This is a genomic window from Kitasatospora sp. NPDC004745 (genome assembly GCF_042873275.1).
Lineage (GTDB): Bacteria > Actinomycetota > Actinomycetes > Streptomycetales > Streptomycetaceae > Kitasatospora.
This window is the reverse complement of record NZ_JBIALK010000020.1, coordinates 55,353-68,018: the sequence shown is the minus strand read 5'-3', so window position 1 is coordinate 68,018 and position 12,666 is coordinate 55,353. Positions and strand designations below refer to the sequence as shown.

General features: G+C 72.3%; 11 protein-coding genes. 4 read left to right on the top strand and 7 right to left on the bottom strand.

Going from position 1 to position 12,666, the window contains the following annotated elements; translation table 11 throughout:
- The first annotated feature begins 13 nt into the window (after positions 1 to 13).
- Together pflB and pflA are read left to right on the top strand one after the other, a co-directional pair.
- Positions 14 to 2,278, top strand: a complete 2,265-nt coding sequence (pflB, locus tag ACFYUY_RS27820) for a formate C-acetyltransferase (protein ID WP_387904618.1) — start codon at positions 14 to 16, stop codon at positions 2,276 to 2,278.
- Between the two features lie 77 nt (positions 2,279 to 2,355).
- Complete coding sequence (gene pflA / locus ACFYUY_RS27815; RefSeq protein WP_387904615.1) at positions 2,356 to 3,090, top strand: pyruvate formate-lyase-activating protein; 735 nt, start codon at positions 2,356 to 2,358, stop codon at positions 3,088 to 3,090.
- A gap of 108 nt (positions 3,091 to 3,198) precedes the next feature.
- Here pflA and ACFYUY_RS27810 read toward each other — a convergent pair whose 3' ends face one another.
- The 4 genes from ACFYUY_RS27810 to ACFYUY_RS27795 all read right to left on the bottom strand — a co-directional run bounded on the left by ACFYUY_RS27810 (position 3,199) and on the right by ACFYUY_RS27795 (position 9,940).
- Entirely contained in the window at positions 3,199 to 3,666 is a 468-nt protein-coding gene (locus tag ACFYUY_RS27810) for a universal stress protein (RefSeq protein WP_387904612.1), read from the bottom strand.
- Between the two features lie 60 nt (positions 3,667 to 3,726).
- The gene (gene adhP / locus ACFYUY_RS27805; RefSeq protein WP_360213333.1) at positions 3,727 to 4,743 is read right to left on the bottom strand and encodes an alcohol dehydrogenase AdhP; all 1,017 of its coding nucleotides are present in this window, start codon (positions 4,741 to 4,743) and stop codon (positions 3,727 to 3,729) included.
- Between the two features lie 212 nt (positions 4,744 to 4,955).
- A complete protein-coding gene (locus ACFYUY_RS27800) occupies positions 4,956 to 7,643 on the bottom strand; it encodes a glycosyl hydrolase (RefSeq protein ID WP_387904786.1) in 2,688 nt (895 codons plus the stop codon).
- Between the two features lie 914 nt (positions 7,644 to 8,557).
- A complete protein-coding gene (locus tag ACFYUY_RS27795) occupies positions 8,558 to 9,940 on the bottom strand; it encodes an FAD-dependent oxidoreductase (protein ID WP_387904610.1) in 1,383 nt (460 codons plus the stop codon).
- Between the two features lie 217 nt (positions 9,941 to 10,157).
- On the opposite strand from ACFYUY_RS27795, the gene ACFYUY_RS27790 reads away from it, so the two are divergent.
- Together ACFYUY_RS27790 and ACFYUY_RS27785 are read left to right on the top strand one after the other, a co-directional pair.
- Positions 10,158 to 10,520, top strand: coding sequence for a metalloregulator ArsR/SmtB family transcription factor (locus ACFYUY_RS27790; protein WP_387904607.1), 363 nt, complete (start codon positions 10,158 to 10,160; stop codon positions 10,518 to 10,520).
- A gap of 116 nt (positions 10,521 to 10,636) precedes the next feature.
- Complete coding sequence (locus ACFYUY_RS27785; protein ID WP_387904783.1) at positions 10,637 to 11,110, top strand: GNAT family N-acetyltransferase; 474 nt, start codon at positions 10,637 to 10,639, stop codon at positions 11,108 to 11,110.
- Between the two features lie 28 nt (positions 11,111 to 11,138).
- Here the strand turns inward: ACFYUY_RS27785 and ACFYUY_RS27780 are convergent, their stop codons facing one another.
- The 3 genes from ACFYUY_RS27780 to ACFYUY_RS27770 all read right to left on the bottom strand — a co-directional run bounded on the left by ACFYUY_RS27780 (position 11,139) and on the right by ACFYUY_RS27770 (position 12,650).
- Positions 11,139 to 11,504: a hypothetical protein gene (locus tag ACFYUY_RS27780; RefSeq protein ID WP_387904604.1), complete on the bottom strand. Its 366-nt coding sequence runs from the start codon at positions 11,502 to 11,504 to the stop codon at positions 11,139 to 11,141.
- Complete coding sequence (locus ACFYUY_RS27775; protein WP_387904780.1) at positions 11,501 to 12,250, bottom strand: aquaporin; 750 nt, start codon at positions 12,248 to 12,250, stop codon at positions 11,501 to 11,503. The genes ACFYUY_RS27780 and ACFYUY_RS27775 overlap by 4 nt, the downstream gene beginning before the upstream one ends.
- A gap of 88 nt (positions 12,251 to 12,338) precedes the next feature.
- Positions 12,339 to 12,650 carry a metalloregulator ArsR/SmtB family transcription factor gene (locus ACFYUY_RS27770; protein WP_360213325.1) on the bottom strand — a complete coding sequence of 104 codons (312 nt, stop codon included), beginning with the start codon at positions 12,648 to 12,650 and terminating at the stop codon, positions 12,339 to 12,341.
- Positions 12,651 to 12,666 lie beyond the last annotated feature (16 nt).

The window sequence follows — 12,666 nt, the reverse complement described above, 5'->3', positions numbered from 1 at the left end:
AGAGGACACCGAGATGACCACCTCGCAGCACGAGTCGACCACCACCGCCTGGAACGGCTTCCGGAACGGACCGTGGCGGGACACCATCGACGTCCGCGACTTCATCCAGCGCAACTACACCCCGTACGAGGGCGACGCCGCCTTCCTCACCGGCCCCACCGACCGCACCCTCGCCGTGTGGCGGCAGATCACCGACCGCTTCCCCGAGGAGCGGGCCAAGGGCGTGTACGACATCGCGTTCGACATCCCGTCGGGCATCACCGCCCACGCGCCCGGATACATCGACCGGGAGCGGGAGTTGATCGTCGGCCTGCAGACCGACGCCCCGCTGAAGCGCGCGATCATGCCCAACGGCGGCTGGCGGATGGTGGCGACCGCGCTGCGGACCTACGGCTACCCGGTCGACCCGGAGCTGGAGAAGGTCTTCACCCGGTACCGCAAGACCCACAACGACGGAGTGTTCGACGCCTACACGCCCGAGATCCTCGCGGCCCGCAAGGCCGGCGTCATCACCGGGCTCCCGGACGCCTACGGCCGCGGCCGGATCATCGGCGACTACCGCCGCGTCCCGCTCTACGGCGTGGACCGGCTGATCGCGGCCAAACGGGCCGAGAAGGCCGAGCTGGACGCCGGGCCCACCGATCCGGCGCGGCTGGAGGAGACCATCCGGCAGCGCGAGGAACTCGCCGAGCAGATCAGGGCGCTGGAGGAGCTCAAGGAGATGGCCGCGGCCTACGGGCAGGACATCTCGGGCCCGGCCGGCACCGCCCGCGAGGCCGTCCAGTGGCTCTACTTCGCCTACCTGGCCGCGGTCAAGGAGCAGAACGGCGCCGCGATGTCGCTCGGCCGCACCTCGACCTTCCTCGACGTCTACCTCCAACGTGACCTCGCGGCAGAGCTCCTGACCGAGCAGCAGGCCCAGGAACTGGTGGACGACTTCGTCATCAAGCTGCGGATCGTCCGCTTCCTGCGCACCCCCGAGTACGACGAGCTGTTCTCCGGAGACCCGACCTGGGTCACCGAGTCGATCGGCGGCATCGGCACCGACGGCCGCCCCCTCGTCACCCGGACCTCCTTCCGCTACCTGCAGACCCTCTACAACCTGGGCCCGGCCCCCGAACCGAACATGACGGTCTTCTGGTCCCCGCGACTACCGCAGGGCTTCAAGGAGTTCTGCGCCCGCGTGTCCATCGACACCTCCTCGATCCAGTACGAGTCGGACGAGCTGATGCGCCCGCGCTTCGGCGACGACACCGCGATCGCCTGCTGCGTCTCCGCGATGGAGGTCGGCAAGCAGATGCAGTTCTTCGGCGCCCGGGTCAACCTCGCCAAGACCCTGCTCTACGCGATCAACGGCGGCCGGGACGAGAAGTCCGGCGTCCAGGTCGGCCCGGCCACAGCCCCTGTCGGTGGGGACGTGCTCGACTACGAGGAGGTGCTCGCCCGCTTCGACGAGCAGTTGGACTGGCTCGCCGGGACGTACGTCCACGCACTCGACGTCATCCACTACATGCACGACAAGTACGCCTACGAGCGCATCGAGATGGCCCTGCACGACCGTGACGTCCGGCGCACCATGGCCTGCGGCATCGCCGGCCTCGCGGTCGCCGCCGACTCGCTGTCGGCCATCAAGTACGCCGAGGTCACCCCGGTTCGGGACGAGACCGGCCTGGTCACCGACTACCTCGTCGAGGGCGACTACCCGGCGTACGGCAACAACGACGACCGGGCGGACGCCATCGCGGTCCGGCTCGTCGAGGAGTTCATGGCGAAGGTGCGCGAGCATCCCGCCTATCGGGGTGCCGAGCACACCCAGTCCGTGCTCACCATCACCTCCAACGTCGTCTACGGGAAGAAGACCGGCAACACCCCGGACGGACGGCGAGCGGGCGAGCCGTTCTCGCCCGGCGCCAACCCGATGAACGGGCGAGACGTCCACGGCTACGTGGCCGGGGCCCTGTCGGTCGCGAAGCTCCCGTACGAGCACGCCGAGGACGGCATCTCACTCACCGACACCGTCACCCCGGACGCGCTCGGCCGCACCCCCGAGGAGCGGGTGCGCAACCTCGTCGGTGTGCTGGACGGCTACACCACCTGCCGCGGCTTCCACATGAACGTCAACGTCCTCGACCGGGACACCCTCCTGGACGCGATGGACCACCCGGAGAGGTACCCGCAGCTGACCATCCGGGTCAGCGGCTACGCGGTCAACTTCGTCCGGCTCACCCGCGAACAGCAGCTCGACGTGATCGGCCGCACCTTCCACGACGCGCTGTAGCTCCCGCCACCCGCTCGCGGTGCCGGCGTCTCCCCGACCGAGGACGCCGGCACCGCGCCACACTCCGAGGACGCCCGATGACCGCCACCGGCACGCTGCACTCCTGGGACCTGTCCACCGGAGTCGACGGCCCCGGCACCCGCTTCGTCACCTTCCTGGCCGGCTGCCCGCTGCGGTGCCTCTACTGCCACAACCCCGACACCTGGTCCATGCGCCACGGTCGGCCCCGCTCGGCCGAGGAGATCGTGCGCGAGGCCGCGAAGTACACCGACTTCATCCGCGCCTCCGGCGGCGGCGCCACCGTCAGCGGCGGCGAGCCGCTCCTCCAACCCGCCCTCACCGGCGAACTGCTGCACCGGTTCAAGCACGAGCTCGGCCTGCACACCGCCCTGGACACCTCCGGCTTCCTCGGCGCCCGCGCCTCCGACGCGCTGCTCGCCGACACCGACCTCGTGCTCCTCGACATCAAGTCCTGGGACCGCACCCTCTACCGGCATCTGACCGGCCGCGAGCTCGCCCCCACCCTGGCCTTCGCCCGCCGCCTGGCCGACCTCGGCACCGAGGTCTGGGTCCGCTTCGTCCTCGTCCCACACCTGACCGACCCCACTGAGAACATCGAGGGCGTCGCCACCTTCGCCGCCTCGCTGGGCAACGTCACCCGCGTCGACATCCTGCCCTTCCACAAGCTCGGCGCCGCCAAGTGGCGCGCCCTGGAGCTGGACTTCCCCCTCGCCGACACGCCCGCCCCCACCCCGGACCGGACCGCCGAGGCCCGCGGCGTCTTCACCGCCCATGGCCTGTACGCCGTCTGATCCGCCAGGGTCGGACTGCGGACGCCCGACCGAGGACACCGCCAGGCAGGGCCCAGGAAACGCGTGCGCCGCGCCGATCACGTCGGCGCGGCGCACACGGTCCGGAGGTCACCGTCCGTCGCCGGGCTCCGCCTTCGCCCGCCCGGCCTCCCGGACGACGACGACCGGGCAGGAGGCGTGCTGGACACAGTGCTGCGTGACCGAGCCGAGCACGGCCCCGGTGAAGCCCCCGTGCCCCCGGTTGCCGACGACGAGGAGCTCGGCGCCCTCGGCGACGGTCAGCAGGACCCGGGACGCGTTGCCGGGGGCCACGCGCTCACGCACCTCCACCAGGCGGTCCAGGCCCCACTCCCGCGCGACCGTCTCGGCGAGGACCTTGCCGGCCAACGCCTCCGCGTCCCCGTCCACCGTCGCCGGGACCAGACCGTGGGAGGCCGGGTACTCCCAGGCGGTGACCGCCTCCACCGCGGCTCCGACCAGGGCGGCCTGCCGCAGAGCCCACCGGAGAGCGGCTCGGGAGGACTCCGAGCCGTCCACACCCACCACGATCCGCCGTCGTGCCGTCGTGCCGTTCATCCCGTACGCCGATCCCTTCCCTCGATGGTGGTCGCGTTTCCCCGATGATGGCCGCGCGGTTCAGCCGCGCAGGTCGAAGACCAGGCGGGCCGCGACCTTTCCTGCCAGGACCTCGTCGAAACAGGCGTTCACGTCGTCCAGACGGCGCGTCTCGCGGATGACCCGGGTGCGGCCGAGGGCGTGCAGGCGGAACACCTCGGCGAGGTCCTCGCGGGTACCGACGATCGAACCGATCACCCTGGTGCCGTTCAAGACGGTCTCGAAAACCGGGAGTTCGAGCTTGCCTCCGGCCGGAAGCGCGACCAGCACCAGCGTGCCGCCGCGCCGCAGCGCCCCGTAGGCGGCCTGGAAGGAGGCGTTGCTGACGGCGAGGGCGATGGCGGCGTGGGCGCCACCGAGGGCCTGGACCTCGGCGGCGACGTCCTGGGTGCGGGCGTCCAGGACGTGGTCGGCGCCGAGGTCCCGGGCGAGTGCGAGCTTGTCGTCGGTGACGTCGACGGCGATGGTCTCGGCGCCGGAGATCCGGGCGTACTGCAGGGCCAGGTGGCCGAGTCCACCGATGCCGGACACCAGGACGCGGGTGCCCGGTCCGGCCCCGGAGACCTTGAGCGCCTTGTACGTGGTCACGCCGGCGCAGGACAGCGGTGCGGCGTCCAGCGGGTCGATGCCGTCGGGGACGGGCACGACGTAGTCACCGTGCGCGAGCGCGTACTCGGCGTAGGCACCGTCCACCGAGTAGCCGCTGTTGTGCTGGCGGAGGCAGAGCGTCTCCCAACCGCTGACGCACTGGTCGCAGCGCCCGCAGGCATCGGCCAGCCAGGGGATGGCGACCCGCTCGCCGACCCGCACGTGCCGCACCTGGGCCCCGGCCTCCTCGACGACGCCCACCCCTTCGTGCCCGGGCACGAACGGCGGGTTCGGTGTGACCGGCCAGTCGCCGTGGGCGGCGTGGATGTCGGTGTGGCAGAGGCCGGAGGCCTCGATCCTGACCCGCACCTGGTGCGGGGCCGGCCGGGGCACCGGGCGGTCCTCGATGACCAGCGGAGCGGTGAAGTCGTGGACGACGGCGGCCTTCATGGTGTTCCTGCCCTTCGCGCGGTGGGGGGCGGCGCCATCCGCGGGTGGCGCGTCACATCCATCCCACACCCTCCGGCGGGGTCTCGCTCGGGCCGGACGGTGCACCCTGCCCGGGCCCTTGGTCCCGCTGCTCCCGCCGAAGCCCCCGAGGCCGGTGTGCGGACCGGTCATCCGGCCGGTCCGCACACCGGCGGTGTCGCTCACCGAGGGGATCAGTCGTCGACCTCGTCGTAGCGGCCGTGGCCGAGGCGGCGCAGGTCGAAGGACCAGATGCCGCGGCCGAAGGTGGCGGCGTAGAGCTTGCCGTCGGGGCCGATCTTCAGCTGCTGCACCGAGGTGGTGGGCAGGCCCTTGCCGAGCACCCTGAAGTCGGTGGTGCCGGGTGCGCGGTAGAAGGCGGCGAGGTCGGTGCCGAGGGCCAGGCCGCCGTTGGGCAGCAGCTTGATCGAGGTGGCGGGGACGTCGGGCAGGTTGGCCGAGACGTCGGTCCAGGTGGTGCCGCCGTCGTGGGTCTCGAAGAGGTGTCCGATGCCGGCGCCGGGGCCTTCGGTCCAGCTGCGGGAGAAGCCGCTGAAGGAGACGAGGACGTGCTGGGCGTCCTTCTCGTCGACCGCGAAGGAGGAGACGTAGCGGTTGGGCAGGGTGCCGTCGACGGGCAGGTCGAGCTGGTGCCAGCCGGTGCCGTCGGTCTTGCCGACGGCGATGCCGCGGCTGAAGCCCTGGTTGTTGCAGGGGCCGCACCAGCCCGCGTACACGGTGCCGTTGACGGTGGCGACGGCGGTGGCGACGTGGCCCTCGCCGAGGTCGTAGGCGGAGGTCCACTCGCTGCCGCTGCGGATCGCGTAGCCCTTGTGCTGCACCCAGACGTGCCGGCCGCCGGCGATCCAGGTGTTGCCGTCCTTCGGGTCGCTGGTGATCGGGGCGATGAAGCGGGCGCCGGCGCCGCCGAGGTCCTTGTCGGGCGGGGCGACCTCGTAGGAGGTGGCCTTGCTCGGGTCCTTCGTCCAGCCGCCGTCGTTGACCGCGCAGTTCTGGGTGACCCACATGTCGAGGTAGACGTACTCCTCGGCGATGTTGCAGCCGTCGGCCGGGTCGACGAGGGTGTCGGCGCCGTCGCCGCCGAAGTTGGAGCCCATCACCTTGTCGTGGGCGCGCAGGATGGATTCGCCGTTGTCCTGGAGGCCGCCGCTGACGATCACGCCCTTGCCGGAGCGGTCCGCCGGGTCCTTGCCGATGCCGACCGAGTAGTACTGCAGAGTGTCGATCGTGCCGTCGTTGAGGGACTTCCAGTCCTTGGCGTGGCCGCCCGCGTCCAGCTGACCGTTGACCGGACGGGTGTAGATGCCGCCGTCGTTGCCCACGTACACCGAGGCCCGGCCGTGGTTGCCACCGATGGCGACGGCGTGCTGGTCGGAGTGCGTGGTCGGCGAACAGTCGCCGGTCTGCTTGGCCGGGTCGATGCTCCAGCACGGGAACGGGTTGTTCCAGTACGGCGCGATGGTGGCCCACTTGGCGCCGCCGTCGGTGGTCTCGAAGACCTCCTCCAGACCCGCCCAGACGTGGTCCGGGTTGGCCGGGTCGACCTGGAGGAACTGGTTGTACCAGGACTGGATGCCCGGCTGGTACCCCTCGTCCTGGAGCGCCGAACCGGAGCCCTTCAGCTTGTCCTTGTCCGCGACCAGCGTCCACGGGCCGGACGGGGAACCGGACTTGGAGACGTAGACGCCCTTGAGGCCGGTGTCGGGGTTGTGCGCCATGACGTCCGGGGACTGGTCGATGGCGTAGTAGCGCGAGCCGTCCGCCGAGCGGGCGAAGGTCACGTTGCCGACGTTCGCGGCATCGGTCGGCAGGTCGCCCAGCGAGGCGACGCGCTGCCAACTGCCGTCCGCGGCCTTGCCGTAGAAGCCGTTGTAGGTGTCACCGCCGCGCCAGCCCACCGCCAGGATCACCTTGGACGGGTCCTTGGGGTCGATCGCGACGTCGTTGGCGATGTTCTTGTACGGCGCGCTCGGGTCGCCCGCCTTCGCACCGCCCGGCAGGTAGTCGGGGTTGGGCGCGAACTCCAGCGTCCACGGGCCCGACAGCGTGGTGGTGGAGTGGCTCCACACGCCCCGGTTGGTGGCCGCCCACACCTTGTCCCCGGCGAAGCGCAGCTGGTGGATCGTGGTGGACTCCAGCTCGGCGCCGCCGATCCGGTTGCCGGGCTGGAACTCGCCGTGCTCGGGGTCGGAGAGCACGTACACGCCGGTGCCGACATAGGAGGTGGCCCCGGTGTTGGACTCACCGGTGGCGTACCAGAGCCGGCCGCCGCCGTCGAGATCCAGGGTGCCGGTGGACAGCGTGGGCAGCCTGTCGGCGATCGCCTCCCAGTGCCCGCCGCCGGTGCGGGAACGGAACACCCCGCCGTTGGCGCCGCCCGCGTAGACGTACCCGTCGTCGTCCGCGGCGAGGCCGGTGATCCGCCCGGTGACGAAGCCGGCACCGCCGCTGGAGTTGGAGTTGACGTCGCGGTAGCGCGGGTCGTCCCCGTTGTACGGCTTGTTCGTCACGTGGTCCCAGGAACCACCGGTGTGCGGCAGCGACTGCAGCTGCGCCCAGGCCGCGCCGTACGCGCCGGGGGCGACCACGCCGGGGGCGGTGCGGGCCTCGGTGTACTGCGCGGTGCCCTCGGCGGAGTTCTCCGCCTCGTCGCCCTCGTCCCCGCCGGACTCGGCCTTGGCGGAGAACGCCTTGGCGGAGGAGGCCTGGGCCGTGGTCGTGCCCTTGACCTTCTGGGCGTGCTTCTGGCCGATCTCGGTCAGGTGCTGGACCGGGACGGGCTGGGTCCCGGGCTGTGCGGCGGGTGCGGCGAGGGCCTGAGTGGTGGTCAGGCCGAGCGCGGCGAGCGTGACGGCGCTCATGAGCAGCCGTCGTCGTTGCCTGTTCGGCACGGGTGCTTCCTCCCCTGGGCGTCCGGGGTGCGCGGTCGCGCGCCCCGGCTGGAGCAGACCGAAGCCTGTCCGGTGCGGTGGCACGCTGGGAAGGGGAATCCGCGTAACGAATGATTAAAGCCAATTCTGTTAAATCAGTTCAGTAGAAGGAGAGTTCGGTTCGGCAGGAGGTGGTCAGGGCCTCGACGGCGAGGCAGAGTGGGGGCGCGCCGACGGAACCGAACGGGCGCGGCTGCCATCTCATGACCGCACCTCCGCACGAACCGGGAGCTCCTACCGCATGGACCGCCGCAGAGCCGTGGGAACCGCCGTCCTCGTCCTCGCCGCGCTCGCAACCGCCTCGGCCTGCGACGCGGACGAGCGCGGCTCCAACCGGCCTGCCGGCACGCCCGCGGCCCCCACCACCTCCGTCCCGGCAGCGCCTTCGGCAGCGTCACCGCCGGCGCCGGGTACGCCACCGGCCACCACGACATCGACCTCACCGGCCTCGGGCACAGTGCCGCCCGCACCGCCCCGAACCGCCGCTCCACCCTCCGCGGACGCCTCCACGCCGCCCGCACCCGTTCCGTCCCTCGACATCGAGAACCCGACCGACCTGCTCCACGGCTCCGCCGCCACACCCACTCGCCCGGCGAGCTGACCCGGCGGTCGGCCGGTGGTCGAGGCGGGTACTGCTGTGCGACTGACGGGCGGGAGGACCATCGGCCGGACAGGTCCGTCGCGGCGCACCGCGGTCGCGACTGGGTATGACGGTGGACGCGCACGGTCTTACGGTGGATTCATGGGCACGATCCGGGCGCGGCCCGGGCAGCACCCGCCGGCAACAGTGTTCCGCGGCCGGCCCCCCGATCCGGCCGCGACGTCGCCCGTCCCCGCAGGCGTGGTCAGCACCCGCCGCCGGTCGGGGAACAGGAGGATCCGGAGTCGGTGGCGCCGAGGGTGATCAGCTGCGGTGCGGCGGGCGCCGAGCAGCAGCCTGCGCCGTCCTGGGCCGCGGCGGGCTCGTCGAAGAGGCCGGCTCCGCCGCAGACCCCGGTCTCGGGGAGGGTGAGCTCGACACGGGCGGCTGCTTCCGCGTCGCCGGCGAGGGCCGCGGCGACCGAGCGGACCTGTTCGTAGCCGGTCATGGCGAGGAACGTGGGCGCGCGGCCGTGGGACTTCATGCCGACCAGGTACACGCCCCCCTCGGGGTGGGCCAGCTCGCTCGCGCCGTGCGGGTAGACCGTGCCGCAGGAATGCTGGTTGGGGTCGATCAGCGGGGCGAGGGCGACAGGGGCCTGGAGGCGTTCGTCGAGGCCGAGGCGGACCTCGGAGAGGAACGACAGGTCCGGACGCAGGCCGGTGAGGACGACGACCTGGTCCACCGGCTCGCTGCGGTGCCCGTCCTCGGAAACCAGGACCAGCCGGCCGTCCTCGGCCTCGACGGCGGCGGTGCGGAAGCCGGTCAGGGCGCTGGCGTGGCCGTCGTCGACGGCCTTCCTGGCACGCAGGCCCAGCGCCCCGCGGGCGGGGAGCTGGTCGGCGTCGCCGCCGCCGTAGGTGTTGCCGGTGATGCCCCGGCGCAGCACCCACACCGCGTGGGTGCCGGGCTCGTCCTCGGCGAGGTCGGCGAGGTGGGCGAGAGCGGTGAACGCGGAGGCGCCGGTGCCGACGACCGCGGTGCGCCTGCCCGCGAAGCGCCCGCGCACGGTGGGGTCGGCCAGGTCGGGGATGCGGTAGGTGATGCGGCCGTTCGCGGAGCGTTCCCCGAGGGCGGGCAGGCCGTCGGCGCCGAGCGGGTTGGGGGTGGACCAGGTGCCGGAGGCGTCGACCACGGCGCGGGCGAGGATGCGCTCCTCGGATCCGCCGGTGCGCTCGACGTGGACGGTGAAGGGCTGCTCGGTGCGGCCCGAGTCGACGATGCGGTCGCGCCCGGCGCGGGCGACGCCGGTCACGCGGGCTCCGTAGTGCACGCGCTCGCCCAGGACGTCGGCGAGCGGTTGCAGGTACTGTTCGGCCCACTCGCCGCCCGACGGGTAGGCGGCCGCCTCGGGGTGGGTCCAGCCGGTGGGTGCGAGCAGCTTCTCGGCGGCGGGGTCGATCACCTCGGACCACGGCGAGAACAGGCGCACGTGCGACCAGGCGCGCACTGCCGTACCCGCGCTCGGGCCGGCCTCCAGCACCAGGGGTTCGATGCCGCGCTCGGCGAGGTGGGCGGCGGCGGCCAGGCCGATGGGCCCGGCCCCGATGACGACGACGGGCAGCTGTTCGACGGCGGAGACGTTCACGGTGGCCACTCCCTCTGATTCGACGTTTGTCGATGTCCTGCTGTGCGGACAGCCTGGCACCTGTTTTGATAAACGTCAACATAGAAGAGTGTCGATGTCGCGGGCGACCGGCCGCCCGATCCCCAGAGCGGTCGCCGACCCCCTCGAGGGAGGCGTGCGTGCGGACCACGGGCCCGCCGCCCTTCCGCAGTGATTCGGCGGGTGTAAATATTGACGCATGTCGAATACCGCATCGCTGCCGTTGCTGGAGACCGATGAGGCTCCCCCGTGCTGCCCGCCGCTGACCTCCGCGCCGCTGTCGGTGGAGGACTCGGTGCGGATGGCGGCGATGTTCAAGGCGCTCGCCGACCCGGTGCGGCTGCGACTCTTCTCCCGGGTCGCCTCGCACGAAGGCGGCGAGGCGTGCGTGTGCGACATCCAGGACGTCGGCGTCTCCCAGCCCACCGTCTCCCACCACCTCAAGAAGCTGCGCGAGGCAGGCCTGCTCACGTCCGAGCGGCGGGGCACCTGGGTCTACTACCGCGTCGCCCCCTCCGTGCTCGCCGGCATGGCCGGCCTGCTCACCGCCGCCGGCCGCTGATCCGCCCGGCTCACCCGGCTCACCCCTGCGAACCGCCGCCGAGCAGCGTGCATCGACACTCCTTGCCGACCCCTGCGGAGGACTCCGTGCCCCAGGCCGCCATCACCGTCGTGCCGATGACCACCGCCCACGCCGGCCAGGTCCTGGCCATCCTCCAGGCCGGGATCGACGAGGGGAACGCCACCTTCGAGACCGAGGCCCCGACCTGGGAGGCGTTCGACACGGCCAGGCTGCCCGAGCACCGCCACGTCGCGCTGGACGGGGACGGCCGGGTACTGGGCTGGGTGGCCGCCTCACGGGTCTCGGAGCGGTGCGCGTACGCCGGGGTGGTCGAGCACTCCGTCTACGTCCACCCCGAGGCGCGGGGCCGGGGCGTGGCGGGGCGGCTCCTCGGGGCGCTGATCCTCTCGACGGAGGCGGCCGGGATCTGGACGATCCAGTCCGGCGTGTTCCCCGAGAACACCGCCAGCCTCGCCCTCCACGCGAAGGCCGGGTTCCGGGTGATCGGCACCCGCGAACGCATCGGGCGCCACCGTGGCATCTGGCGGGACGTCCTGCTGATCGAGCGCCGCAGCCCGGCGGTCGGCTGACGCCGCTGCACAGTGGTGCGGCGAGAGGTCAGCGGCGCGCTGCCGTGCCGAGGCCGGCCAGGGCGAGGACCATCCAGGCGGCGAGGTAGGCGAAGGCCGCGCTCGGGGACACGGCGGTCCACAGGATGCCGGCGACGGTGGAGGCCGCGAGGTCGCCGAGGGACTGGGCGGTGGCGAGCAGGCCGAGGGCGGAGCCGCGCAGGTCCTTCGGGGCGAGTGCGGCGACGCCCGCGGCCAGCACCAGGACCGGGCTACGCGCACCGAGGCGGTCGGCGATCCGCCCTGCGGGAACGGAGGCCAGGGCCGGTCCGGCGTGCCGCAGGTGGTGACCGGCGGCGAGGACTGCCCGGCCCGCGCCGACGACGAGGACCTGGACACGCCGGACCCCGGTCACTTCGACCCGGAGGTGCGGCGGTGGGTGAAGACCAGCGCCGCCAGGGCCAGGCCGACGGCGCCGCCGATCAGCTGCATGCCGATGAAGCCCGGCACCGAGCTCGGGGCGATCCCGGCGAAGGTGTCGGTGAACGCGCGGCCGATCGTCACGGCGGGGTTGGCGAAGGAGGTGGAGGAGGTGAACCAGTAGGCGGCGCCGATGTAGGAGGCGACGGCGACCGGGGCGAAGCGCAGGTGCTCGGTCCTGGCCAGGCCGAAGATCAGCAGGACCAGTCCGGCGGTGGCGACGACCTCGCCGAGCAGCAGGTGCCCGGCCGAGCGGTCGTGCGTGGACCAGTTCACCAACTGCTCGCCGAACATGGCGTCCGCGAGGATCGCCCCGGCGATCGCACCCACGATCTGTGCGGGAACGTACGCGGCGACCTCGCGCAGCCCAAGACCCTGGGGGTCCTTGCGACCGCTCCACCACTCGGCGAGCGTGACGACGGGGTTGAAGTGCGCCCCGGAGACCGGGCCGAGCAGCAGGATCAGGACGCCGAGGCCGAAGACGGTGGCCAGGGAATTGGCGAGTAGCTGCAGGCCGACGTCCTGGGTGAGCTCGGTGGCCTGGATGCCGGAGCCGACCACGACGGCGACCAGGGCGGCGGTGCCGACCAGCTCGGCCGCCACCCGGTTCGGCAGCGGAACAGCGGGCGGCTCGGCCGCCAGGGGCTCGGCATCGGTGGCGTCGGGTCTGGCGTCGCCCATGGCGCTCAACAGGTGCTCCTCGTGCAGGGGCGGGGTGGGACCGCCGGGGTTGGGGCCGGGGTGGTTCAGCAGGATCGGCCGGGGTGGCTCAACAGGATCGCTTGCGGTTGTTCGCGGCGGCTTCGCGGGCGGTGGCGGCCAGCCCTGCGAACTCCGCGGCGACGGCTTCCAGGGCGTCGGCGCGGAGCTTGTAGTAGGTGAAGCGTCCGCAGGGCTCGGTGTCGACGAGCCCTGCGTCGCGCAGGATCCTCAGGTGGTTCGACAGGTTCGTCTGCCTGGCGCCGGTCTCCTCGACCAGGTGCGTCGTGCACAGGGCCTCGCCCGCGAGGAGCGAGACGATCCGCATCCTCAGCGGGTCGGCGAGCGCCTTCATTACGTCACTGTCGACTGATGTCACCATGGGCTGATACGTTACC

Coding starts and splice junctions, on each gene's coding strand:
- pflB (WP_387904618.1), top strand. CDS start 14: ATGACCACCTCGCAGCACGAGTCGACCACCACCGCCTGGAACGGCTTC.
- ACFYUY_RS27790 (WP_387904607.1), top strand. CDS start 10,158: ATGTCGAATACCGCATCGCTGCCGTTGCTGGAGACCGATGAGGCTCCC.
- adhP (WP_360213333.1), bottom strand. CDS start 4,743: ATGAAGGCCGCCGTCGTCCACGACTTCACCGCTCCGCTGGTCATCGAG.
- ACFYUY_RS27770 (WP_360213325.1), bottom strand. CDS start 12,650: ATGGTGACATCAGTCGACAGTGACGTAATGAAGGCGCTCGCCGACCCG.
- ACFYUY_RS27810 (WP_387904612.1), bottom strand. CDS start 3,666: ATGAACGGCACGACGGCACGACGGCGGATCGTGGTGGGTGTGGACGGC.
- ACFYUY_RS27800 (WP_387904786.1), bottom strand. CDS start 7,643: ATGAGCGCCGTCACGCTCGCCGCGCTCGGCCTGACCACCACTCAGGCC.
- ACFYUY_RS27775 (WP_387904780.1), bottom strand. CDS start 12,250: ATGGGCGACGCCAGACCCGACGCCACCGATGCCGAGCCCCTGGCGGCC.
- ACFYUY_RS27785 (WP_387904783.1), top strand. CDS start 10,637: ATGACCACCGCCCACGCCGGCCAGGTCCTGGCCATCCTCCAGGCCGGG.
- pflA (WP_387904615.1), top strand. CDS start 2,356: ATGACCGCCACCGGCACGCTGCACTCCTGGGACCTGTCCACCGGAGTC.